Source organism: Sphingobium sp. FG58 (assembly GCF_057809055.1).
This window is the reverse complement of sequence record NZ_JBMDJF010000017.1, coordinates 54,091-76,901: the sequence shown is the minus strand read 5'-3', so window position 1 is coordinate 76,901 and position 22,811 is coordinate 54,091. Positions and strand designations below refer to the sequence as shown.

22 protein-coding genes and 1 other RNA gene are annotated in these 22,811 nt (G+C 63.6%); 9 read left to right on the top strand and 14 right to left on the bottom strand.

Features of this window, described 5'->3' with window-relative positions; translation table 11 throughout:
- Positions 1-135 precede the first annotated feature (135 nt).
- From aqpZ to ACODR8_RS16380, 6 genes are all read right to left on the bottom strand, one after another.
- On the bottom strand, positions 136-867 hold the full coding sequence (aqpZ, locus tag ACODR8_RS16405; RefSeq protein WP_489008257.1) for an aquaporin Z: 732 nt from the start codon (positions 865-867) through the stop codon (positions 136-138).
- Between the two features lie 269 nt (positions 868-1,136).
- Positions 1,137-1,379, bottom strand: coding sequence for a DUF2842 domain-containing protein (locus ACODR8_RS16400; RefSeq protein WP_489008256.1), 243 nt, complete (start codon positions 1,377-1,379; stop codon positions 1,137-1,139).
- Complete coding sequence (locus tag ACODR8_RS16395) at positions 1,376-1,957, bottom strand: 5-formyltetrahydrofolate cyclo-ligase (protein ID WP_489008255.1); 582 nt, start codon at positions 1,955-1,957, stop codon at positions 1,376-1,378. Before ACODR8_RS16395 ends, ACODR8_RS16400 begins: the two co-directional genes overlap by 4 nt.
- A gap of 123 nt (positions 1,958-2,080) precedes the next feature.
- Positions 2,081-2,237, bottom strand: a non-coding RNA gene (gene ssrS, locus ACODR8_RS16390) — 6S RNA.
- Positions 2,238-2,248: 11 nt separating this feature from the next.
- Positions 2,249-2,584 carry a cell division protein ZapA gene (locus ACODR8_RS16385; protein WP_294134654.1) on the bottom strand — a complete coding sequence of 112 codons (336 nt, stop codon included), beginning with the start codon at positions 2,582-2,584 and terminating at the stop codon, positions 2,249-2,251.
- On the bottom strand, positions 2,577-2,783 hold the full coding sequence (locus tag ACODR8_RS16380; RefSeq protein WP_489008254.1) for a hypothetical protein: 207 nt from the start codon (positions 2,781-2,783) through the stop codon (positions 2,577-2,579). The genes ACODR8_RS16385 and ACODR8_RS16380 overlap by 8 nt, the downstream gene beginning before the upstream one ends.
- A 194-nt stretch (positions 2,784-2,977) precedes the next feature.
- On the opposite strand from ACODR8_RS16380, the gene tkt reads away from it, so the two are divergent.
- From tkt to hflX, 9 genes are all read left to right on the top strand, one after another.
- A complete protein-coding gene (gene tkt / locus ACODR8_RS16375) occupies positions 2,978-4,945 on the top strand; it encodes a transketolase (RefSeq protein ID WP_489008253.1) in 1,968 nt (655 codons plus the stop codon).
- Positions 4,946-4,974: 29 nt separating this feature from the next.
- A complete protein-coding gene (gene gap / locus ACODR8_RS16370) occupies positions 4,975-5,985 on the top strand; it encodes a type I glyceraldehyde-3-phosphate dehydrogenase (protein ID WP_489008252.1) in 1,011 nt (336 codons plus the stop codon).
- Between the two features lie 145 nt (positions 5,986-6,130).
- Entirely contained in the window at positions 6,131-7,333 is a 1,203-nt protein-coding gene (locus ACODR8_RS16365; protein WP_489008251.1) for a phosphoglycerate kinase, read from the top strand.
- A gap of 68 nt (positions 7,334-7,401) precedes the next feature.
- Complete coding sequence (locus tag ACODR8_RS16360) at positions 7,402-8,307, top strand: fructose bisphosphate aldolase (RefSeq protein ID WP_489008261.1); 906 nt, start codon at positions 7,402-7,404, stop codon at positions 8,305-8,307.
- Between the two features lie 281 nt (positions 8,308-8,588).
- Positions 8,589-9,305 (top strand): thiamine phosphate synthase, encoded by a 717-nt coding sequence (thiE, locus tag ACODR8_RS16355; RefSeq protein ID WP_489008250.1) that lies wholly within the window; start codon positions 8,589-8,591, stop codon positions 9,303-9,305.
- Complete coding sequence (locus ACODR8_RS16350) at positions 9,302-9,925, top strand: glutathione S-transferase family protein (protein WP_489008249.1); 624 nt, start codon at positions 9,302-9,304, stop codon at positions 9,923-9,925. Before thiE ends, ACODR8_RS16350 begins: the two co-directional genes overlap by 4 nt.
- Complete coding sequence (locus tag ACODR8_RS16345) at positions 9,912-11,168, top strand: M24 family metallopeptidase (RefSeq protein WP_489008248.1); 1,257 nt, start codon at positions 9,912-9,914, stop codon at positions 11,166-11,168. Before ACODR8_RS16350 ends, ACODR8_RS16345 begins: the two co-directional genes overlap by 14 nt.
- A gap of 348 nt (positions 11,169-11,516) precedes the next feature.
- Positions 11,517-14,174 carry an alanine--tRNA ligase gene (alaS, locus tag ACODR8_RS16340; RefSeq protein WP_489008247.1) on the top strand — a complete coding sequence of 886 codons (2,658 nt, stop codon included), beginning with the start codon at positions 11,517-11,519 and terminating at the stop codon, positions 14,172-14,174.
- 4 nt (positions 14,175-14,178) lie between these two features.
- Positions 14,179-15,513, top strand: a complete 1,335-nt coding sequence (gene hflX, locus ACODR8_RS16335) for a GTPase HflX (RefSeq protein ID WP_489008246.1) — start codon at positions 14,179-14,181, stop codon at positions 15,511-15,513.
- 9 nt (positions 15,514-15,522) lie between these two features.
- Here the strand turns inward: hflX and ACODR8_RS16330 are convergent, their stop codons facing one another.
- From ACODR8_RS16330 to metG, 8 genes are all read right to left on the bottom strand, one after another.
- The gene (locus ACODR8_RS16330; RefSeq protein ID WP_489008245.1) at positions 15,523-16,014 is read right to left on the bottom strand and encodes a tetratricopeptide repeat protein; all 492 of its coding nucleotides are present in this window, start codon (positions 16,012-16,014) and stop codon (positions 15,523-15,525) included.
- Positions 16,015-16,172: 158 nt separating this feature from the next.
- A complete protein-coding gene (locus tag ACODR8_RS16325; protein ID WP_489008244.1) occupies positions 16,173-16,685 on the bottom strand; it encodes a GNAT family N-acetyltransferase in 513 nt (170 codons plus the stop codon).
- Positions 16,649-17,428, bottom strand: a complete 780-nt coding sequence (mazG, locus tag ACODR8_RS16320; protein ID WP_489008243.1) for a nucleoside triphosphate pyrophosphohydrolase — start codon at positions 17,426-17,428, stop codon at positions 16,649-16,651. Before mazG ends, ACODR8_RS16325 begins: the two co-directional genes overlap by 37 nt.
- Positions 17,429-17,731: 303 nt before the next feature.
- Positions 17,732-19,033: an MFS transporter gene (locus ACODR8_RS16315; protein ID WP_489008242.1), complete on the bottom strand. Its 1,302-nt coding sequence runs from the start codon at positions 19,031-19,033 to the stop codon at positions 17,732-17,734.
- The gene (locus ACODR8_RS16310; RefSeq protein ID WP_489008241.1) at positions 19,030-19,653 is read right to left on the bottom strand and encodes a retropepsin-like aspartic protease family protein; all 624 of its coding nucleotides are present in this window, start codon (positions 19,651-19,653) and stop codon (positions 19,030-19,032) included. The genes ACODR8_RS16315 and ACODR8_RS16310 overlap by 4 nt, the downstream gene beginning before the upstream one ends.
- The gene (locus ACODR8_RS16305) at positions 19,653-20,444 is read right to left on the bottom strand and encodes an MBL fold metallo-hydrolase (protein ID WP_489008240.1); all 792 of its coding nucleotides are present in this window, start codon (positions 20,442-20,444) and stop codon (positions 19,653-19,655) included. Before ACODR8_RS16305 ends, ACODR8_RS16310 begins: the two co-directional genes overlap by 1 nt.
- On the bottom strand, positions 20,441-21,214 hold the full coding sequence (locus ACODR8_RS16300; RefSeq protein ID WP_489008239.1) for a TatD family hydrolase: 774 nt from the start codon (positions 21,212-21,214) through the stop codon (positions 20,441-20,443). The genes ACODR8_RS16305 and ACODR8_RS16300 overlap by 4 nt, the downstream gene beginning before the upstream one ends.
- Positions 21,215-21,218: 4 nt before the next feature.
- Positions 21,219-22,787 (bottom strand): methionine--tRNA ligase, encoded by a 1,569-nt coding sequence (metG, locus tag ACODR8_RS16295; protein ID WP_489008238.1) that lies wholly within the window; start codon positions 22,785-22,787, stop codon positions 21,219-21,221.
- Positions 22,788-22,811 lie beyond the last annotated feature (24 nt).

Below are 22,811 nucleotides of genomic sequence, written 5' to 3'. Positions count from 1 at the left end.
GAGTGCCGGCCTGTCACGCCGGAGGTCGCGGGTTCGAGCCCCGTCACTCGCGCCATTTCCTGCCGATGCAGGGGATGGCGCAATCGCGCAGATGAACGGGCCGACACATGGAGTATCGGCCCGCCTGTCCTTAGCTTACAGATTGTCGCCCGTGATGGCGGGAGCCAGTGGTTCGTTGGCCAGCCAGCGATAGATGCCGCCTGCGGCCAGCGCGCCGATCATCGGGGCGAGCCAGAACAGCCATAATTGCTGCACCGCCAGCCCGCCGACCAGCAGCGCCGGACCCGTGCTGCGGGCCGGATTGACCGATGTGTTGGTCACCGGAATGCTGATCAGGTGGATAAGCGTCAGCGCCAGACCGATCGCGATCGGCGCAAAGCCTGCGGGCGCGCGGCTGTCGGTCGATCCCAGGATGATGACCAGGAAGCCCAGCGTCAGCACCACCTCGATCACAAAGCCCGCTTCCATGCTGTAGCCGCCGGGCGACTGCGCGCCATAGCCGTTGACCGCCAGCCCGGTGCCGGTCAGGGCAAAATCCGGCTGGCCGCTGGCGATGAACAGCAGCAGTTGCGCCGCGATGACGGCGCCGATCAGTTGCGCGATGATATAGGGGGCGATGTCGCGCACCGGAAAGCGCCCGCCAGCCCACAGGCCGACGGTAACGGCCGGGTTGAGGTGGCAGCCCGAAATATGACCGATCGAATAGGCCATGGTCAGTACCGTCAGCCCGAACGCCAGGCTGACGCCCAGCAGGCCGATGCCGACATCAGGGAAGGCCGCTGCCAGCACCGCGCTGCCGCAGCCGCCGAAAACCAGCCAGAATGTGCCGAACGCTTCTGCAAACAGCCGTTTGCTCATGGGAACCATCGCATCGTCCTCCTGTGGGGGTTGGCAAGGGCCACCGACAGGCTGTGCGTCCCCCGGCGCGCGGTGGCCGCCGCCCGGTGGTTCAGATGTGACGGGCAGGGGGCAGGATCGCGCCATAAGCGCGCCTTCTGTATCGACTGGCGCATGGACATGGCTTTGCCCCCCTTCCGCAGTCAGGAAGCCGGACGTGACCCGCAAATGCGGACAGGCCGTTACGCTTCCTTAACGGAACAGATACAGGCAGGCGGGGCGCTTGTCACCGCTGTTAATCAGCCGCGCCGCCAGCGCCCCGTCTCCATCCACGCGAGCAGGCGGCGCAATGGTAGTATCCAGATCCACACGATCCCCAGAACGACATAAAGCGGCGTCTGCGCCCAGACCGGCAGCGTGCCGATCAGGCCCGACAGGCTGGCCACCATCACCGCCCACAGCGCGATCAGTGCGACGATCGCCAGCATCCCCACCGGCTTGCGCCAGCTAGGCTGATGATAATGGCGCGGGTCTATGCTCATGCCGGTGGCCCTTCGATCAGTTCGACTTCGGTCAGCACCATGTGCAGCGGCAAGTCCCACGGATCGGCAGGCACAGCGTCCTGTTCCTGCACCGACCAGGCGATGCCGATGCGCAGCGCGTCGGGGAAGCGGGCAAAGGCGCGGTCATAATAGCCGCCGCCTTGACCCAGCCGATTGAGGGCGCGATCGAACCCGACCAGCGGGGCGATGATGACGTCAGGCGTCACCGGACCATCGCCGGGTTCCGGGTGACTGGTGCGGAACGGGCCGGGCAGCAAGATGTCGTCAGGCTGCCAGCGCAGAAAATCCATGCTGCCCAGCCGATCCAGCACGCGCGGCAACGCCACGGTCTTGCCCATGGCGCTCAGCTGGTGCGCCAGCCGTTGCGCGGGCGCTTCATCGTCCATCCCCATATAGAGCGCCACTACCTGCGCATCTGCGATGCGCCGGGCGAGGGGGGAAGGCAGAACCTTGAACGCCAGCCGGTGCGCCAGCGGATCGAGCGTAGAGACAAAGGCACGGCGGCGGTCGCGCGCGATCTGGCGCAAGCTCGTCTTGTCGATGGTGTCGCCGTTCATTCGTAAATCTGCCTGTTCACTATCGTGTTCCCGCGCAGGCGGGTACCCAGTCCGGCCCGTTGCACTGGGTTCCCGCCTGCGCGGGAACACGTCTATATTTGGATCGCTTGCCTTGGAAAGGGTGACGGGACCGCCTTGGCCGTTTGCTGGAAAATCCTCTGACGCCTCAACGTCAGGTGGGGACCATATAGATCGGGCCGGAGCCCGCCCAGGGACAGCCCCCTAGGATGTGATTATCGCCTCAGGGATGTTCGCTAAAGCTCGTACCAGGCAGTACCCGTCCACCCCAATCTAGGCGTCCGCAGCGCGGGCGGCAAGCCCGTCGCGCAGCTTTTCTATGCGCGCGGCCAGCGCCTCTATCGCCTGCGCCGCCGGTTCATCCTCCGCCTCCAGCGCCAGCCTTTGCTGGCGGGCCGCCGTATCGCGGCGCAAGTCGTTCAATTCATCGGCCAGGAACAAAGCGGCGAACAGCAGGCTGCGCACCTCCGTCATGCCCGGCATCCCCTGCTGCGCGGCGCGCGCCTTCTCCTCGATCAGGCTGGCGAGATGGGTGAGATGCGCTTCCTCGCCATCGCGGCATCGTATGTCGTAATGGCGTCCGGCAATGTGCAGCGTGGTTTCAGCCAATGGTCCGGCCCTTCAGATCGGCGATCAGTTCATCGAGCGAACGCAGCGCCGCGCGGGCGCCGTCCACATCCATATCCTGACCGCTAGTGGGGAGTGGGGAGGGGGATGGGGCGGCCGCAAGGCGGGCCACATCCTGTTCGAGCCGACCCACTGCACGTTCCAGCGTGCCAATTGCCTGCATCATGCGCTCGCTTGCCATTCTTCACGCATAGCGAAACTTGGCGCGGCACAAAAGCGATCATTGGACCCACAAGAGGCCGCTTTCCGGCCCGCCGCGGTTGACGCATGGGGCTTGACGCGACAAAGGAGGCGCGATCTCGACTCGCCCGCACAGCCCGCGGGCTGTTCAGTGTTATTCAGGCCAGTCCTGTTCAGGAAAGACGCACGCTGCCGATGACCGTTTCCGATAAGTCGCTCGCCAACGCCATCCGGGCGCTCTCCATGGATGCCGTGCAGGCCGCCAATAGCGGCCATCCGGGGATGCCGATGGGCATGGCAGACGTCGCAACGGTGCTGTTCAGCGATTATCTGAAGTTCGATCCGACCCAGCCCAAATGGGCCGACCGCGACCGTTTCGTCCTGTCGGCGGGCCATGGCTCGATGCTGATCTACAGCCTGCTGCACCTGACCGGCTATGCGCGTCCGACGATCGAGGATATCGCCAATTTCCGCCAGTTGCACAGCCCCTGCGCGGGCCATCCTGAAAATTTCGAGCTGGCAGGCGTCGAGGCGACCACGGGTCCGCTCGGTTCGGGTCTTGCCACCGCCGTCGGCATGGCGATCGCCGAGCGGCATCTGAACGCCCAGTTCGGCGATGATCTGGTCGATCACCGCACCTGGGTGATCGCGGGCGACGGCTGCCTGATGGAAGGCATCAACCATGAAGCGATTGGCCTTGCCGGTCACCTGAACCTTGGCCGCCTGATCGTGCTGTGGGACGATAACAAGATCACCATTGACGGCGCGGTCGACCTGTCGAGCAGCGAAGATGTCCGCGCCCGCTATGAAGCGACCGGCTGGCATGTCGTATCGTGCGATGGCCATGACGTGGCCGATGTGCGCCGCGCTCTGGCCGAAGCGGTCGCCGATTCGCGGCCCTCGCTCGTCGCCTGCGCGACCAAGATAGGCTATGGTTCGCCCAACAAGGCAGGCACGTCGGGTGTCCACGGTTCCGCGCTGGGTGAGGCCGAAGTCGCAGCCGCGCGCGAATTTCTGGGCTGGGACGCGGCACCCTTCGTCATTCCCGCCGACATTGCCGCCGCCTGGAAGGCGATCGGCGAGAAGGGCGGCGATGTTCGCACTGCGTGGGAAGCGAGGCTTGCAAGCAATGAGAAGAGCGCGGAATTTACCCGTCGCATGGCTGGCGATCTGCCTGCCGACTTCTCGCTCGAAGCCTATATCGACAGCCTGATCGCCGCGCCGCAGAAAGTCGCGACCCGCAAGGCCAGCGAATTGACGCTGGGTGCGATCAACGACCTGCTGCCCGAAACGCTGGGCGGTTCGGCGGACCTGACCGGCTCCAACAATACCAAGACCAAGTCGACCGGCCCGCTGACGAAGGACGATTATTCGGGTCGCTATGTCTATTATGGCATCCGCGAATTTGGCATGGCCTGCGCGATGAACGGCATGGCGCTGCATGGCGGCGTCATCCCCTATGGCGGCACTTTCCTCGTCTTTTCCGACTATATGCGCGCGGGCATCCGCCTCGCCGCGCTCCAGCAGCAGCGTGTTATTCACGTCCTGACCCATGACAGCATTGGCCTTGGCGAAGATGGCCCGACCCACCAGCCGATCGAGCATGTCATGTCGATGCGCATGATCCCGAACCTGGACGTGTATCGCCCGGCGGACATTGTCGAGACGGCAGAATGTTGGGAACTCGCCTTGAAGGATGCGACCGGCCCGTCGGTGCTGGCGCTGACCCGCCAGAATCTGCCGCAGCTGCGCACCGAAAAGGCTGAAAATCTGTCGGCCAAGGGTGCCTATCGCCTGCGTGCCGCCAATGCGGATCGCAAGGTCGTGCTGATCGCCACCGGCTCTGAAGTCGAAATCGCGGTCGATACCGCCAAGGCGCTGGAAGAACAGGGCATCGGGGCCGATGTCGTGTCCATGCCTAGCTGGGCGCATTTCGAGGCGCAGCCACAGTCCTACAAGGACGATCTGCTGCCGCACCATGTGCTGCGCGTATCGATCGAGGCGGGGACGACCTTTGGCTGGGAACGCCATACCGGGATCGCGGGCCTGCGCTTTGGCATCGACAGCTTCGGCGCGTCGGCCCCGGCGGAAGCGCTGTATGACCATTTCGGCCTGACCGCCGCAAAGATTGCGCCGCAGATTGTGGCCGCTCTCAACAACTGACCGAACAACAACTTCAGGAGGCTAGTGCAGTGGCAACGAAGGTAGCAATTAACGGTTTCGGACGTATCGGCCGCCTGGTGGCGCGCGCCATCCTGTCGCGCACCGACCATGACCTGGAACTGGTCAGCATCAACGATCTGGGCGACGTCAAGTCCAACGCGCTGCTGTTCAAGCGCGACTCGGTCCATGGCAACTGGAGCGGTGACGTCAGCGTCGATGGCGATTTCCTGGTCGTCGATGGCAAGAAGATCAAGGTGACCGCCGAGCGCGATCCCGCCAACCTGCCGCACGCTGCGCTGGGCGTGGAGATCGCGCTGGAATGCACCGGCATCTTCACCACCAAGGACAAGGCAAGCGCGCATCTGACCGCAGGAGCCAAGCGCGTGATCATTTCCGCGCCCGGCACCAATGTCGATCGCACCGTCGTGTTCGGCGTCAACCATGACGCACTGACCGCCGACGATATCGTCATTTCCAACGCCAGCTGCACCACCAACTGCCTGGCCCCGCTCGCCAAGGTGCTGAACGACGCCATCGGCATCGAAAGCGGCTTCATGACGACGATCCACAGCTATACCAACGACCAGAACACGCTGGACCAGCTGCACAGCGACATGCGCCGCGCCCGCGCCGCGGCTCTCTCGCAGATCCCGACCTCCACCGGCGCTGCCCGCGCTGTGGGCGAAGTTCTGCCCGAATTGAAGGGCAAGCTGGACGGCTCGTCGATCCGCGTGCCGACGCCCAACGTCTCGGTCGTCGACCTGAAGTTCATTCCCAAGCGCCCGACCACCAAGGACGAAGTCAACGCCCTGCTCAAGGCGGCGTCGGAATCCGGTCCGCTCAAGGGCGTGCTGGGCTATTCGGACGAGCCATTGGTCTCGATCGACTATAATGGCGATCCGCGCAGCTCGACCGTCGATAGCCTGGAAACTGCCGTTGTCGATGGCAAGCTGGTCCGCGTACTCAGCTGGTACGACAATGAATGGGGCTTCTCCAACCGCATGATCGACACCACCGGCGTGGTGGCGAAGTTCCTGTGAACATTGGGGGGCTGGGTTAAAACCAGCCCCCTTTTTCGTCATCCCGGCGAAAGCCGGGATCCCGCTTTCTTCTGTGTCCTATGATGCGCAAGAAGAGAGATCCCAGCTTGCGCTGGGATGACGTTATGGAAAATTGAGGCATAGCATGACCAAGCCGTTCAAGACACTCGACGATATGGGCGACATCCACGGCAAGGCCGTGCTGGTGCGCGAGGATCTGAACGTGCCGATGCAGGACGGTTCGGTCAGCGATGATACCCGCCTGCGTTCGGCCATGCCGACCGTGCTGGAACTGGCCGATCGCGGTGCGAAAGTGCTGATCCTGGCCCATTTTGGCCGTCCCAAGGGGCAGAAGAACCCGGAATATTCGCTGTCGAAGATCACCCGGCCCCTGAGCCAGGTGCTGGGCCGCGAGGTGCAGTTCATCCCTGACTGCCAGGGTGAAGCCGCGACCGACGGCATCGCGGTGATGCGCCCCGGCGACATTGCGATTCTGGAAAACACCCGTTTCCATGCGGGTGAGGAAAAGAACGATCCCGCTCTGGTCGATGCGATGGCGGCGATTGCCGACCTTTATGTCAACGACGCTTTCTCCGCCGCGCACCGCGCCCATGCCTCGACCGAAGGGCTGGCGCACAAGCTGCCGTCTTTCGCGGGCCGCGCGATGGAGCGCGAACTCGATGCGTTGCAGGCCGCGCTCGGCACCCCGGTCAAGCCGGTGGCCGCTGTCGTGGGCGGCGCGAAAGTCTCGACGAAGCTCGACGTGCTGAACCATCTGGTCACCAAGGTCGATCATCTGATCATCGGCGGCGGCATGGCCAACACCTTCCTCCACGCGCGCGGCGTCGATATCGGCAAGTCGCTGTGCGAAAAGGATCTGGCCGCCACCGCAGACGCCATTTTCGACGCAGCGGAAGCGGCCGGTTGCACCATCCATCTGCCCTATGATGTGGTGGTCGCGAAGGAATTCGCCGCCAACCCGCCCTCGGTCCGCACCTGCAACGTCCATGAAGTCGCGGCGGACGAAATGATCCTGGACGTCGGCCCCGCCGCCGTCGAAGCGCTGGCTGACGTCCTCAAGACCTGCCGCACGCTCGTGTGGAACGGGCCATTGGGTGCGTTCGAAATTCCCCCGTTCGACACCGCAACGGTGGCGCTCGCCCGCACGGCGGCGGCGCTGACGAAGGAAGGGCAGTTGACCTCGGTCGCCGGTGGCGGTGATACTGTGGCAGCCCTCAACCATGCAGGGGCAGCGGCCGATTTCACCTTCGTCTCGACGGCGGGCGGCGCGTTCCTGGAATGGATGGAAGGCAAGGATTTGCCGGGCGTAAAGGCTTTGATGGCCTGACGACCGGTCAACGGTGGCACCGCCTTGGAGAGGGCGGCGCCATCTCCATTAAGAGAGAGTATGTGCAGATGCTGGATCAGGTTCAGAAGCAGAAGATTGCGACAGGCGAAGGCTTTATCGCCGCACTCGACCAGAGCGGCGGGTCGACGCCCAAGGCGCTCAAGGGCTATGGCATCGAAGAAGGTGCTTGGGGCTCTGACGAGGAAATGTTCGGCCTGATCCACGCGATGCGCAGCCGCATCATCACTTCGCCCGTGTTCACCGGCGAAAAGGTGCTGGGCGCGATCCTGTTCGAGCGCACGATGGACGGCACCGTCGATGGCAAGCCGACCCCGCAGGCGCTGATCGAGCGCGGCGTCGTCCCCTTCATCAAGATCGACAAGGGTCTGGAGGATGAGGTGAACGGCGTTCAGGTGATGAAGCCGAACCCCGACCTGGACGTGCTGCTCCACCGCGCGAAGGCGCTGGGCGTGTTCGGGACCAAGGAACGCTCGGTCATCAACCTTGCCAACCGCGAAGGCATTGCCGCCGTGGTCAAGCAGCAGTTCGAGATTGGTCAGCAGGTATTGGCCGCCGGGCTGATGCCGATCATCGAGCCCGAAGTGAACATCAAATCGCCCGAACGCGCCGAAGCCGACGCGATCCTGCTCGACGAACTGCTCAAGGCGCTCGACGCGCTGCCCGCAGATCAGCAGGTGATGCTGAAGCTCTCGCTGCCGGTGCAGCCGGGCCTGTTTGACCCGCTGGTCGATCATCCCCGCGTGCTGCGCGTCGTCGCGCTATCGGGCGGCTTTGCCCGTCCCGAAGCCTGTGTCGAACTGGCCAAGAATCGCGGCATCATCGCCAGCTTCAGCCGTGCGCTGCTCAACGATCTGCGCCACCAGATGAGCGACGATGAATTCAACGCATCGCTGGGCGAAGCGATCGACGAAATCCACGGCGCTTCGGTCGCCAAGACGGCGGTTGCGGCGTAACTTGCGTTACAGCCGATCAAACTGACTACAGCCTTATCTTCCCCTTTAAGGGGGAGATATCGCACATAGGCTTCCGCTATCCCTACAACGTCATGCTGAATTTATTTCAGCATCCATTTCTCGTCACAAGCCGCCGGTTGAGCTGGAGAAATGGACCCTGAAACAAGTTCAGGGTGACGGTGGAGGCGGGGGCAGTTTCATATACAATTCCCCTACCTTGCAGGGGAGGCAAGGAAAGCCAGAGGCTTTCGTTACGATGCTGGCTGGGCTAACACGCCGGCATGACCGATTTTACCGATGAAGAGCTGGCGCTCGACCCGCATTTTGCCGACCAGTTCGAACAGGATTTCCGCCCCGCCTGTCAGCTTTACCTGATTTCGCCCCCCAGCATCGACGCGACCTTCGTGGACGCGCTTGCCGCCGCGCTTGACGGCGGCGAAGTTGCTGCCTTCCAGTTGCGCCTGAAAGGGCTGGACGACAATGCGATCGCAGACCTCGCTGCGCCGTTGCAGGCGCTGTGCGCGGATCGCGACGTCGCCTTCATCATCAACGACAGCGTCGCGCTGGCGCAGCGCCTGGGTGCGGATGGCGTGCATCTGGGGCAGGGCGATGGCGACCCGCGTGAGGCGCGCAAAATCCTCGGCCCAAAGGTCCAGATCGGCGTCACCTGCCATGACAGCCGCCATCTGGCGATGGAAGCCGGCGAGGCGGGAGCCGATTATGTCGCGTTTGGCGCTTTCTATCCCACCACGACCAAGGATGTGCTGCACCATGCCGAACCCTCGATCCTGGGCTGGTGGACGACGATATTCGAGCTGCCCTGCGTCGCGATCGGCGGCGTGACGGCGGACAATGCAGCGCCGCTGGTGGTGGCAGGCGCCGATTTTCTGGCGGTCAGCAGTGCGGTGTGGAACCATCCGGCGGGACCGGGCGCTGGCGTCGCAGCCTTTGCCGACGTGCTGCAACTCTCCCGCAATGGAGCGCCAGAACCCAAATGACCATCATCGTCCATCATCTCAACAACAGCCGGTCGCAACGCATCCTCTGGCTGCTGGAGGAATTGGGCGAACCCTATGACGTCGTCCGGTACGAGCGCGACCGAAAGACCATGCGCGCGCCCGCCACGCTGCGCGCCATCCATCCGCTGGGGCGCTCTCCGGTGGTGGAGGTGGACGGTCATGCGCTGATCGAAACCGGCGCGATCATGGACTATCTGGTCGCCCGCGCCGGACGCTTCGGCCCGCCCGCAGACGCGGAGGGTACGATCCACTATCGGCAATATATGCACTATGCCGAAGGATCGATGATGCCGCCGCTCCTCGCGCTGCTGATCATCGGCAAGCTTGGCCTGCTGGGCCGCCCCGCGCGGCCCACGGTGCAGCGGATGCTGGACGATCATCTCGACTGGCTGGAAAGCGAACTGGCGTCGCGCCCTTATTTTGCCGGTGACAGTTTCACCGCCGCCGACATGATGATGAGCTTCCCGATCGAAGCCTCCCGCTCGCGCGGTGGCCTGAACGGCTCGCGTCCCGCCATCCTGCGCTGGCTGGCGGAGATGCAGGCGCGCCCCGCCTATCAGACCGCCCTCGCCGCAGGCGGTCCCTATGCTTACGCCTGACCGCCGCACTGTGCTCACCTCCATGGCGGGGCTGGCGGCCAGCGCTGTCACCCCGCGCCTGTTCGCGCAGGAGCGGGCGGCAGAAGCCTTGACGTCGCTTACCGGCACTATCGCACCCATCGGCCGCCCCGAACGCGCCAACCGCCTGACCCGCGCGCAGGCGGCAATGCAGCGCGCCGGGATCGATGCGCTGCTGATCGAGCCGGGCGCAAGCCTCGTCTACTATACGGGCGTCCGCTGGTGGCGCAGCGAGCGGCTGACCGCCGCCATCATCCCTGCAACCGGCACACCGCTGATCATCTGTCCCTTTTTCGAGAAGCCCTCGATCGAAGAATCGCTCGGCATCCCGGCGGAGGTCCGCGTCTGGCAGGAACATGAAAGCCCCCACGCGCTGATCGCCACCTTCCTGACGGAGAAGGGACTGGCGCGTGGCCGCATCGGCATAGAGGAAACGGTGCGCTATTTCGCCCTCGATGGCCTGAAAGCCGCGCTACCCGGCGCGACCCTGATCCCGGACAGCGTCACCCGCACCCTGCGGATGCGCAAGATGCCCGCCGAAATCGCGCTGATGCAGACGGCTGCTGACGTCACCATGGCCGCCTATCGCTGGACCTGGCCACAGGTAAAGGCGGGCATGACCCCCGCCGACATCGCCGCGCTGATGACCGCGGCCACCACCGCGCTGGGCGGCAAGAGCGAATTCAATCTCGTCCTGCTCGGCGAGGCAGCTGCCTATCCCCATGGCTCCGGCAAGCCGCAAGCCGTGCGGGCAGGCGAGGTGGTGCTGATGGATTGCGGCTGCACCGTCGGCGACTATCAGTCCGACATCAGCCGCACCTTCGTCTATGGCGCGACGCCCACCGCGCAGCAGCGCAAGGTGTGGAACGACGTATCGCGCGGCCAGAGCATCGCCTTCGCCGCCGCCAAACTCGGCGCGCCCGCAGGCTCGGTCGATGACGCGGTACGTAGCTGGTATGAGACGCAGGGCTACGGCCCCGGCTACGCGCTCCCCGGCCTGTCCCACCGCACCGGCCATGGCATTGGCATGGAAGGGCATGAGCCGGTCAACCTGGTCCATGGCGAAACCACCAAGCTCGACGTCGGCATGTGCTTCTCCAACGAACCGGGGCTTTACCTGCCCGGCGTGATGGGCGTGCGGATGGAGGACTGCTTCCACATGACGGCACAGGGACCGGCATGGTTCTCCAAACCGCCCGTGTCGATTGAGGAACCGATCGGGTAAAGGCATGACCGAAGCGGCAATAATAATGTCGATCTTCCTGTCAGGGCTGGGTAGCGCCATTCTTCTCAAGCATCGTTGGGGAACGAGTGTCGGACTTCTTGGCGGCCTATTGGTTAGCGTCGTTTGTTGGGCTGTTGCGTCTGTCGCCATGTTGGCCTGGTTTGTGATTGAGTAGCCTTCTTTCGTTGTTTTCCTACTATCGTCATCCCAGCGAAAGCTGGGATCTCACTTTTCTTCGGCGCGTCAAAAGAAGGCAGAGAGATGCCAGCCTTCGCTGGCATGACGGATGTTACGTTGCGACCAAATCCCCCGCTTGTGCGGCGGGCCGCTTCCCACTAAATCGCCCCCATGACATCGACCAACGACATTCGCCGCTCCTTCCTCGACTATTTCGGGGCCAACGGCCACACCATCGTCCCGTCCGCGCCGCTGGTGCCGCACAATGACCCGACCCTGATGTTCGTCAATGCGGGCATGGTGCCGTTCAAGAATGTCTTTACCGGCCTCGAAACCCGCCCCTACAAAACCGCGACGTCGAGCCAGAAGTCGGTTCGCGCGGGCGGCAAGCATAATGATCTCGACAATGTCGGCTACACCGCGCGCCACCATACTTTCTTTGAAATGCTAGGCAATTTCAGCTTCGGCGACTATTTCAAGGAACAGGCGATCCATCATGCCTGGACCCTGCTGACCAAGGAATGGGGGCTTCCGGCCGACAAGCTGACCGCGACCGTCTATCACACCGATGACGAGGCGTTCGACCTGTGGCGCAAGATCGCAGGCTTGCCCGAACATCGCATCATCCGCATCCCGACCAAGGATAATTTCTGGGCGATGGGCGACAGTGGCCCGTGCGGTCCCTGTTCGGAAATTTTCTACGATCATGGCGATCATATCTGGGGCGGCCCTCCCGGCAGCCCGGAGGAGGATGGCGACCGCTTCGTCGAAATCTGGAACCTGGTGTTCATGCAATATGAGCAGGAAGCCAATGAGATCGTCAGCGAACTGCCCAAGCCGTCGATCGACACCGGCATGGGGCTGGAGCGGATCGCCGCCGTCATGCAGGGCGTCCACAACAATTACGACACGGACACATTCAAGGCGCTGATCGCCGAGAGCGGCGCGATCACCCGCACCGCGACGACAGGCGAGCATCAGGCCAGCCACCGCGTTATAGCCGATCATCTCCGCTCGACCAGTTTCCTGATCGCCGACGGCGTGCTGCCCGCCAATGAAGGGCGCGGCTATGTCCTGCGCCGGATCATGCGCCGCGCCATGCGCCACGCCCATATCATCGGGGCCAAAGACCCGTTAATGTATCGCCTGGTCGGCAGCCTCGTCTCCGAAATGGGCGGCGCCTATCCCGAACTGGTCCGCGCCCAACCGCTGATCGAGGAAACTTTGCTGCGGGAGGAAACCCGCTTCCGCAAGACGCTGGAAAACGGCCTGCGCTTGCTTGACGAAGCAACGACCGGCATGGCCGAAGGCTGCACGCTGCCCGGCGAAACCGCGTTCAAACTCTATGACACGTTCGGCTTCCCCTATGACCTGACCGAGGATGCGCTGCGCACCCAGGGGCTGGGCGTCGACCGCGCCGGTTTCGACGCCGCCATGGCGGAGCAGAAAGCCGCCGCTCGCGCCGCGTGGAAGGGATCGGGCGAAAAGGCGTCGGACGACATCTGGTACGACATTGCCGAAACCCTCGGCAGCACCGAATTTGTCGGCTACGCATCGACCAAAGGGGAGGGCGAAGTGCTGGCCATCGTCAAGGATGGCACGCGGGTAGATAGCGCCATGGTCGGCGACAGCGTTGCGATCATCACCAACCAGACGCCTTTCTATGGCGAAAGCGGCGGCCAGAATGGCGACGCTGGGACGATCACCTCGCTCGGCGGCTTGACAGCGGAAGTCGCGGACACATCCAAGCCACTGGGCCGCCTCCACGCGCATCAGGCCGTGATCAGCGCAGGCAGCGTCAAGGTCGGCGACACGGTGCAACTGAGCGTCGATGTCGATCGCCGCGATCGCATCCGCGCCAACCACAGCGCCACCCATTTGCTCCACGCTGCCCTCCGCAAGGAACTGGGCGCGCATGTGACGCAAAAGGGCAGCATGGTCGCCGCCGATCGCCTGCGCTTCGATTTCTCGCACCCCGAAGCCCTGACCCATGCGCAGATCGCCAAGGTCGAGGCGGACGTAAACGCGCAGATTCGCCACAATGAGGAGGTCACGACCCGCCTCATGACGCCCGACGATGCGATTGCGGCAGGCGCGATGGCGCTGTTCGGCGAAAAATATGGCGATGAAGTGCGCGTTCTTTCGATGGGGAAGGGCGACGAGCATCATTACTCGGTCGAACTGTGCGGCGGCACCCATGTCCGCGCGACCGGCGACATCGCCTTGCTCAAGATCGTATCGGAAAGCGCCGTCTCCAGCGGCGTCCGCCGGATCGAGGCGCTGACCGGGGAGGCCGCGCGCCTCTGGCTGGTCGATCGGGAGGATAAGCTCCGCCAGTCCGCCGCGACGCTTAAGACGTCGCCGGAAGATGTGCCAGCCCGCATCGCCGCACTGGTCGAGCAGAGCCGCAAGCTGGAACGCGAACTGGCCGAAGCCAAGAAGGCACTGGCTCTGGGCGGCGGGGCATCGGGCGCGGCCCCGGCTGGTCCCGAACAAGTGGGCAATGTCAGCTTCCTGGCGCAGGTCATTGATGGCCTCGACCCCAAGGAATTGCGCGGCATCGTTGACGGCAATAAAAAGACGCTGGGCAGCGGCGTGTCGGCGATCGTGGCCGTGGTCGATGGCCGCGCCACCATTGCCGTGGGCGTCACCGACGATCTGACCGGCACAATCAGCGCGGTCGATCTGGTCCGCGTCGGCGTCGAAGCATTGGGCGGCAAGGGCGGCGGTGGCCGTCCCGACATGGCGCAGGGCGGCGGCCCGGACGGGGACAAGGCGGCGGCAGCGATAGACGCGGTCAAGGCCCGACTTGCGGGGAGTCCCGGCTAACCCCATGGCCATATTCAACCGCGATTCCGATGATGAAGTCGCCCGCGGCGCCCGCGCCGTGGTCGTCCATGCTGAAACCCACGGGCTGGAACGCCGGGACAGCGAGGCAAGGCTGGAGGAAGCGCGCGGGCTGGCGCTGGCCATCGGCATTGACGTGCGCGTGGGGCAGGCGTTCCGCGTCCGCGACCGCAAGCCCGCCACCCTGTTCGGCAGCGGGCAGGTCGACCAGATTGCCACGCTCGTCGTTCAGGAAGAGGCCGAACTGGTCATCGTCGACAATGCCCTGTCGCCGGTCCAGCAAAGCAATCTGGAAAAGGCCGTCGGTGCGAAAGTCATCGACCGCACCGGGCTGATCCTCGAAATCTTCGGCGAACGCGCCGCCACCAACGAAGGCCGGCTTCAGGTCGAACTCGCCCATCTCGATTATCAGGCGGGGCGGCTGGTGCGCAGCTGGACCCATTTGGAGCGGCAACGCGGCGGCTTCGGCTTCCTCGGCGGTCCGGGCGAAACCCAGATCGAGGCGGACAGGCGGATGATCCGCGACCGCATGGCCAAGATCCGCAAGGAACTGGATCAGGTCACCCGCACCCGCGGCCTCCACCGCGCCCGGCGGCAACGCGCACCCTGGCCGGTGATTGCGCTGGTCGGCTATACCAACGCCGGAAAATCCACGCTTTTCAATCGCCTGACCGGCGCTGACGTCATGGCGGAGGATTTGCTGTTCGCCACGCTCGACCCGACTATGCGCCAGATCGCGCTGCCTGGCCTCGACAAGGCGATCCTGTCCGACACGGTCGGCTTCGTCTCCGATCTGCCGACCCAGCTCATCGCCGCTTTCCGCGCGACGCTGGAAGAAGTACTGTCCGCCGACCTCATCGTCCATGTCCGCGACATCGCCCATCCCGACAGCGACGCCCAGCGGGACGATGTGCTGGACGTGCTGAGCGAACTGGGCGTAGCCGGGGAGGGGGCGCTCGACCGCGCCGAAGGCGAACCCGTCGCCCCGCCGATTATCGAGGCGTGGAACAAGCTCGACCTACTCGACGCGCAAGCCGAAGCGCTCGCCCGCGAAACCGCGTCCCGCCGCGATGATGTCGTGATCCTCTCGGCGTTGACCGGGGAAGGCGTCCCCGACCTGCAACGCGCGATCAGTACGAAAATGACCGCAGGGGCCAAAGTCTATGGCCTGCGCATCGCAGCCGCCGATGGCGCAGCACTGGCCTGGCTCCACGAACATGGCGAAGTGCTGACCAGCGACGCCCAGGGCGAGGAAACCCGTGTCGAAGTAAGGCTTTCGGACGCGGCCTTCGCGCGGTTCGGGAAGCGCGGGCAGGGGTAGGCGCTGGCGTTACGCCAGCGCTTTTTCAACCACGCCTACGGCCTGCTTCAACGCTCCAGCGCGATCGCAGCTATGTCCGCATTTTTCCTGCTGATACTGCAACTTGTGCAGGATATCGCGCGCGGCATCTGCGTTACCGAGCCGGATTTCCGCGATGGCCAGCCCCGACATCGCACCGGGATGTCCGTTGCGACCGCGATAGAGGCTCTGCTCGAAATAGCGCCGCGCCGCGACAGCATCGCCCAGGCCAAGCTTGGCCATGCCCTTGAGGAAACGTGCCTGACGGCTGGGCGTCTCGCCGATCACGGTCGCAAGCAGGCTGTCGGCCTGCACATAGTCACCCGACGCAATCAGTTGTTGCGCCTGCTGCAAGGACGTGGAGCGGCTGCTGCGGAAATTGTCAGGGCCAAAGCCGGTGATAGGCATAACGCCCATCGGGCTGACTGTGTTGAAATGGATGCCTGAAATGCCGGCGCCATTGTGCTGGGCGTAAGCAGGCATGGCTACAGCGCACAGAAGCGGGAGAAGGATAGTCAGACGCATCGCATTTTCCTCCATCATATCAACGGAAGAAAAATTATAGTTTTTGCAAGGTCATGTCAAATATCAGTTTCAATTCCAAACCTTGTCTGGATCATGTCTGCAGCCCGCAGAGTTGCTCACAAATCCCGAAACATCACCAGCGCATCCACAGTGCCAAGGGCAGGGTGATCAAACGCGCCCGGCAACCGCCCGACCACGGCAAAGCCCATGGCTTGCCACAAGGCCACCGCGCGCACGTTGGTCGATACCACGAAGTTGAACTGCATCGCGCGGAAGCCCAATTCCCGCGCCAGATCGAACGAGGCCGCGCACATGCGCCGCGCGACACCGCATCCGGTTGCGTCCTGCGCCACGACATAGCCCGCATTGGCGACATGCGCGCCGCCGCCGCTCTGGTTCGCGCGCACATAGAAAACGCCCAGCACCGCGCCATCCTCCTCCAGCACCCGCACTGTCCGGTCGGGTGACAGCCAGAGGGAGAGGGCGGCCTGCCGCGTCATGTCGCGCGGGAGGGCCAGCGTTTCGCCAGCACGGATCACTGGTTCGATGATAGCCCAGATCGCATCATGATCGGCGGGCGTGACCGCGCGGATCAAGCCGGCACTTCCGCCCGCTTGGCCCGCTGCCACAGCATTTCCTTCTCATCCAGCGGAAGGGCGGCAAAAGCGTCTCCAGCGATGGCCTCCATCATTCTGAACCGCCGGTCGAACTTGGCGTTACCAGCTCTTAGAGCCACTTCCGGGTCGACCTTCAGATGCCGTGCGAGGTTGACGACCGCGAACAGCAGGTCGCCCACTTCTTCCTCACGCTCCGCCTGAGTCGCCGCGCCCTGCACCTCGTCCAGTTCCTCGACGATCTTGGCGATCGCCCCATCACTATCGGGCCAATCAAACCCGGTCCGCGCCGCGCGTTTCTGCAATTTTTCGGCACGCAGCAGTGCGGGCAGGGCGATCGCGACCCCGGCCAGCGCGCTTGGGTCCGGCTCCTTTTCCGCCCGCTCGGCCGCCTTGATCGCCTCCCACTGGGCATGGCCATCCTCGCGTCTTGTGCCTTCGCCAAAGACGTGCGGATGTCGCCGGATCATCTTCTGCGTGATGCCATCGATCACGTCCTGCAAACCGAAATGTCCGGCCTGTTCGGCCATCCGGCTGTGGAACGCCACCTGGAGGAGCAGGTCGCCCAGCTCATCGCGCAGCGCCGCCATGTCATTGCGCTCAATCGCGTCGGCCACCTCATAGGCTTCCTCGATCGTATAGGGCGCGATGGACGCGAAATCCTGTTCGATGTCCCAGGGGCAGCCCGTATCAGGATCACGCAACCGCGCCATGACTTTGGCAAGCGGCATGATGTCGGCGGGACTGGCTGTGGACATGGGGGAACCTGAGCTATGGAGTTGGGCGATCGTGGCAACATGGATGCTAACTCGTCACCCTGAACTTGTTTAGCTGCGCTGGCCTTCGGTTCAGGGTCCATCTTGCCGGATCGAGCCGTTGTTTGTGACGAGAAATGGATGCTGAAACAAGTTCAGCATGACGTTGGAGGGATGGAAAAAGCCAATCTGTGCGCACAGGACCATAACCGGGTCACAACAATATAAGTACGATAATATATATTATGTTAAATACAACCCCGTATCAAATCGCTCACATATGTTCGGCTCAGTGTCGGCTTAGCCTCAATCCTCCCGGATCAGGCTGGTCTTGGCTGTATCCTTCATCCGCACATAGACGACCAGAGAGATGGCGATCATCACGCTGACATAGATATAAAATGCCTGCTCCATGCCCGCCTGCTTGAACCACAGGGCCACCAACTCCGCCGTCCCGCCGAACATCGTGTTGGCTAGCGCATAAGGCAGCGCCACGCCCAGCGCCCGGATATGCGCGGGAAACAGCTCGGCCTTCACCACGGCATTGATCGATGTGTAACCGGTCACGATCACCAGTCCCGCCATCACCAGCAACCCGGCGACCAGCGGATCCTTGGTCACCGCCAGCGTCGCAAAGATCGGATAGGTGCAAAGCACCCCCATGATGCCAAAGCCGATCATCAGCGGCTTGCGCCCGATCCGGTCCGACAGCGCGCCAGCAACTGGCTGCAACAGCATGAAAACAAACAGGGTCGCGGCATTGATCTGCGACGCGGCCTCACGGCTTAGCCCGCTGGTGTTGACCAGGAATTTCTGCATGTAGATGGAGTAGGCATAGAAAGCGATCGTCCCGCCCGCTGTCAGCAGCATCACCGTCACCGTCTCGCGCGGATGCTTGGTCAGCAGTTCGACAAAGCCGGATTTCGGCGCACCCTCAGCCTTAGCCACGGCAAAGCTCTGCGTTTCCGCCAGCCCGCGCCGCAGCCAGAACACGACGACCGCCAGCGCCCCACCGATGAAAAAGGGTATCCGCCAGCCCCACGCATCCAGCTGCGCCTCGCTCAATGTCGCCTGCAACAGCAGCAGCACGCAGATCGCCACCAACTGCCCCGCGATCAGCGTTACATATTGAAAGCTGGAGAAAAAGCCGCGCCGGTTCCTGCCCGCCATCTCCGACAAATAGGTCGCACTCGCACCATATTCGCCGCCGATCGACAGCCCCTGCATCAACCGCGCCAGTACCAGCAGCAGCGGCGCAGCGACCCCGATCGTCTCATAACCCGGCGTCACCGCGATCAGCAGCGACCCTGCGCACATCAGCGCGACGGACAGCGTCAGCCCGCTCTTGCGCCCGTGCCGGTCGGCATAGACGCCCATGATCCACGCGCCGATCGGCCGCATCAGGAAGCCGACGGCGAAGATGCCCGCCGCGCTCAGCAACTGGGCGGTGCGGTCCTGACTGGGGAAAAAATGCGGCGCGAAATAGAGGGTGAAGGCGGCATAGGCATACCAGTCATACCATTCGACCAGATTGCCGGTGGAGCCGCCGATAATGGCTTTCAGCCGTTCGCGCTGGGTCGGGGCGCCTGTTTCTATTGGGGCGGTCATGGCGTCAGCACCATTTCGCCATTTTGCACGCCCCAGCTTTTCAGGCGGGACAGCATGTTCATGCCGATCACATTGACCTCCCCAAAGCTGGATGACACGACAACGGGCAGGTCCGTCGCCGTAATTGGACCCACGGCCAGGCTGGCGATGCTGGATCGTCGCGCCTCCACCTTGCCGTTGGCGGTGGTCATGATCACGCCGGGCGCGCCGACATCATAGTTGAGGCCCGACGCCCGTGCGGTATTTTCCGACAGCGCAGTGATGGTCGCGCCGCTGTCTATCAGGAACCGGGCGGGCGTGCCGTTGATCGTCGCTTCCACCCAATAATGGCCATCGGGCGCGACCGGGATGCGGATCGACTGGCCTTCCGCTTTGGCGGGCGGCGGCGCGGCAGGGGCTTCATCGACCATATCCCCCTGCTCTGCCCAACGCCCGGTCAGATAGCCTTCATTCTGCGCCAGCTTGAAAAGGCCGAGCAGCCCGGCAAAGATCGCGACCCACAGCAACGCCATGCGCAATATCCCGCCCCAGGCGAGCCGCCGACCGATAAGCGCAGAGCCGACCAGCACCAGTGCCAGCACATACCAGATGGTTGATGCCGCCTGATCGCCGCTATCCATCAATCCCCCCGCTCTGCCGGTTCCAAGACTATCACCATGCCGTCATAGCCCGGTTCGACGCCGCTGGGGAGGGTGCGGCGCAATGTCGCATAATCCATGCTCTGGTCCATATGGGTCAGGATCGCGCGACCGGGCCGGGCGGCGGCGATGCCGTCCAGCGTCAGCGCCAGATGCGGATGCGTCGGGTGCGGCTTTTCGCGCAAGGCATCGACCACCCACACATCGACGCCGTCATAGAGCGCCAGCATGTCCGGCGTCAGGTCATGAAAATCCGTGGCATAGGCAACAGACTTGCCGCCATGGCTGAAGCGGAAGCCGGTCGAATAAATGTCGCCATGGGGCTGATCGACGCAGGCAATGTCGATGTCGCCGATCCGCAGGCCATCAGGCAAAACCCGCCCGTCGATGGTCGGGTGATAGCCGTTTCCGCCGTCAAAGACATAGGCGAAGCGCCGGCGCAGAAGCTTGAGCGTCTGCGACCGGGCATAGCCGGGCAGCGGCTCGCGGCGATGGTGATACAGCTGCCGCACATCGTCTATGCCATGGCTATGGTCGGCATGGTCATGCGTCCAAAGGATCGCATCGATGGCGATCACGTCCGCGGCCAGCAGTTGCGCGCGCATATCGGGCGAGGTGTCCACCAATATCCGCGTCGTCGCGCTTTCGACCAGAATCGACACGCGGGTCCGGCGATTCTTTGGCTCGGCGGGGTCGCACGCTCCCCAGTCATTGCCGATGCGCGGAACCCCCGACGATGTTCCGCTGCCCAGGATCGTCAGCTTCAGGCTCATGCCACCTTCTTGAACAGGGTGCGGAAATTGGCGGAGGTGGCGGCGGCCAGATCCTCCAGGCTTTCGCCGCGCAAGGTGGCGAGGAATTTTGCGGTGTCGGCGACGAAGGCCGGCTCGCACGGACGCCCGCGATGCGGCACCGGGGCCAGGAAGGGCGAGTCCGTTTCCACCAGCAGCCGGTCGATCGGTAGCCGAGCGGCGGTCTCCTGCAAATCCTTCGCGCTCTTGAAGGTCACGATGCCCGATATGCTGATGTAGAAACCCAGTTCCAGCGCCGCGTCGGCAAAGGCGCCGCTGGCAGTGAAGCAATGGATGACGCCGGTGTAAGCGCCCTTCCCCATCTCCTCGCGCATCACCGCCAGCGTATCCTCCTCCGCATCACGGGTGTGCACGATCAGCGGCAGGCCCGTGTCGCGCGCTGCGACGATGTGCGACCGGAAGCTGCTGCGCTGCCGTTCGCGGTCGCTATGGTCGTAATAATAATCAAGGCCGGTCTCGCCGATGCCGACCACGCGGGGATGCGCCGCGCGGGCGACCAGCTTGGCGGTGTCGATATGGGGATGCTCATCCGCCTCATGCGGGTGGATGCCGACCGTCGCCCATACGTCCGGCGCGCGGATGGCGGTGTCCAGCACCGCGTCCCACTCGCTTTCGCGCGTCGCGATGTTAAGCATCAGGTCGATGCCGGCCGCGCGCGCACGTTCCAGCACATTCTCCTGATCCTCGACCAACCCCTTATAATTGAGGTGGCAATGGCTGTCGATCAGCATGGGCTTAGCCGTCCGCTTCGGTCAGTTCGAGCCGGGGGAAAAGCGGCTTCGGCGCAGCCAGGATGAAGTCGCTTTCCGCCAGCGGCGAATACCAATGATCGCCGATCGCGCTATAGGTCCGCTTGTCGGCGGGGATGCCCATATGGTCGAGCAGCGCGGTGGCGCTGGCGGGGATCACCGGCAACACGGCGACGGCGAGCTGCGCGATGGCGATGTAGAGGGTCGCCAGCACAGTCTCCATACGCTGCGGATCGGTCTTGCGCAGGGTCCAGGGTGCCTGCGCATCGATATATTGGTTGCAGGCAAAGGCCGCGCGCAGCCAGGCGTCGATCGCCACCGACGGCGCAAGATCGGCCATGGCGGCAGGCATGTCAGTGCGCACAACCCGGTCGATCAGGTCGAACAATTCGCTGTCCGCCGGATCATGGCCATGAATGGCGGGCAAGTACCCCTCCAGATTCTTGGCGATGAAGCTCAGCGTCCGTTGCGCCAGATTGCCGAACGCATTGCCCAGATCGCTGTTGGAACGCTGGACGATCGCCTCCGCGCTGTAGCTGCCGTCATTGCCGAACGTCACTTCCGACAGCAGGAAATAGCGCAGCTGGTCGACACCGAACCGATCGGCCAGTTCAATCGGGTCGGCGACATTGCCGACCGACTTGGACATTTTCTCGCCCCGGTTGAGCAGGAAGCCGTGACCAAAGACCTGCTTGGGCAAGGGCAGCTTCGCGCTCATCAGGAAGGCTGGCCAGTAAACGGCATGAAAACGCACGATATCCTTGCCGATAATGTGCGTGATGTCGCCGCCTTCCGCCCAATATCGCGCCATGCGGTCGGCATCGTCGGGATAGCCGCAGCCGGTCAGATAATTGGTCAGTGCGTCGACCCACACATACATGACATGGCCGTCCGCCCCCGGCACCTTGACCCCCCAGTCGAAACTGGTGCGGGAAATACTGAGGTCAGACAGGCCACCCTCGACGAAGCGCAAAATCTCGTTGCGGCGACTGTCCGGGCGGATGAAATCGGGCTGGCTTTCATAGAGCGCCAGCAACTTGTCCTGATAGTTGGACAGGCGGAAAAACCAGCTTTCCTCGACCGTCCACTCCACCGGCGTCCCCTGGGGCGAGAGCTTGACGCCCCCTTCCCCGTCGGTCAGTTCCTTTTCGTCGTAGAAAGCCTCGTCGCGGACCGAATACCAGCCTTCATAGCGATCCAGATACAGGTCGCCATTGGCCTCCATCGCCTGCCAGATCGCCTGGCTGGCAGTGTGATGCGCGGCTTCACTGGTGCGGATGAAGCGATCATGGCTGATGTTAAGCCGCTCGTTCATCTCACGGAAATAGCCCGACATTTCATCGGCCAGCGCCAGTGGCTCGATCCCGCGGTTGCGCGCGGTCTGGGCCATTTTCAGGCCATGCTCGTCCGTACCGGTCTGAAAGAATACGTCGCGGCCCATCATCCGCTGGAAGCGGGCAATCGCGTCGGTCGCGATCACCTCATAGGCATGGCCGATATGGGGGCGGCCATTGGGATAGGAAATGGCGGTGGTGATGGTATAGGGCTGGGACATGACCCGTCCCTAGCGGCTGTTGCG

What these genes read in the sequence shown, in the direction of transcription:
- ACODR8_RS16350 (WP_489008249.1), top strand. Translation starts at nt 9,302, where the DNA reads ATGACCATCATCGTCCATCATCTCAACAACAGCCGGTCGCAACGCATC.
- ACODR8_RS16315 (WP_489008242.1), bottom strand. Translation starts at nt 19,033, where the DNA reads ATGACCGCCCCAATAGAAACAGGCGCCCCGACCCAGCGCGAACGGCTG.
- metG (WP_489008238.1), bottom strand. Translation starts at nt 22,787, where the DNA reads ATGTCCCAGCCCTATACCATCACCACCGCCATTTCCTATCCCAATGGC.
- thiE (WP_489008250.1), top strand. Translation starts at nt 8,589, where the DNA reads ATGACCGATTTTACCGATGAAGAGCTGGCGCTCGACCCGCATTTTGCC.
- hflX (WP_489008246.1), top strand. Translation starts at nt 14,179, where the DNA reads ATGGCCATATTCAACCGCGATTCCGATGATGAAGTCGCCCGCGGCGCC.
- mazG (WP_489008243.1), bottom strand. Translation starts at nt 17,428, where the DNA reads ATGTCCACAGCCAGTCCCGCCGACATCATGCCGCTTGCCAAAGTCATG.
- ACODR8_RS16305 (WP_489008240.1), bottom strand. Translation starts at nt 20,444, where the DNA reads ATGAGCCTGAAGCTGACGATCCTGGGCAGCGGAACATCGTCGGGGGTT.
- alaS (WP_489008247.1), top strand. Translation starts at nt 11,517, where the DNA reads ATGACATCGACCAACGACATTCGCCGCTCCTTCCTCGACTATTTCGGG.
- ACODR8_RS16300 (WP_489008239.1), bottom strand. Translation starts at nt 21,214, where the DNA reads ATGCTGATCGACAGCCATTGCCACCTCAATTATAAGGGGTTGGTCGAG.
- ACODR8_RS16380 (WP_489008254.1), bottom strand. Translation starts at nt 2,783, where the DNA reads ATGGCAAGCGAGCGCATGATGCAGGCAATTGGCACGCTGGAACGTGCA.
- ACODR8_RS16330 (WP_489008245.1), bottom strand. Translation starts at nt 16,014, where the DNA reads ATGCCTGCTTACGCCCAGCACAATGGCGCCGGCATTTCAGGCATCCAT.
- ACODR8_RS16400 (WP_489008256.1), bottom strand. Translation starts at nt 1,379, where the DNA reads ATGAGCATAGACCCGCGCCATTATCATCAGCCTAGCTGGCGCAAGCCG.
- ACODR8_RS16365 (WP_489008251.1), top strand. Translation starts at nt 6,131, where the DNA reads ATGACCAAGCCGTTCAAGACACTCGACGATATGGGCGACATCCACGGC.
- ACODR8_RS16360 (WP_489008261.1), top strand. Translation starts at nt 7,402, where the DNA reads ATGCTGGATCAGGTTCAGAAGCAGAAGATTGCGACAGGCGAAGGCTTT.
- ACODR8_RS16310 (WP_489008241.1), bottom strand. Translation starts at nt 19,653, where the DNA reads ATGGATAGCGGCGATCAGGCGGCATCAACCATCTGGTATGTGCTGGCA.
- ACODR8_RS16345 (WP_489008248.1), top strand. Translation starts at nt 9,912, where the DNA reads ATGCTTACGCCTGACCGCCGCACTGTGCTCACCTCCATGGCGGGGCTG.
- ACODR8_RS16395 (WP_489008255.1), bottom strand. Translation starts at nt 1,957, where the DNA reads ATGAACGGCGACACCATCGACAAGACGAGCTTGCGCCAGATCGCGCGC.
- aqpZ (WP_489008257.1), bottom strand. Translation starts at nt 867, where the DNA reads ATGGTTCCCATGAGCAAACGGCTGTTTGCAGAAGCGTTCGGCACATTC.
- tkt (WP_489008253.1), top strand. Translation starts at nt 2,978, where the DNA reads ATGACCGTTTCCGATAAGTCGCTCGCCAACGCCATCCGGGCGCTCTCC.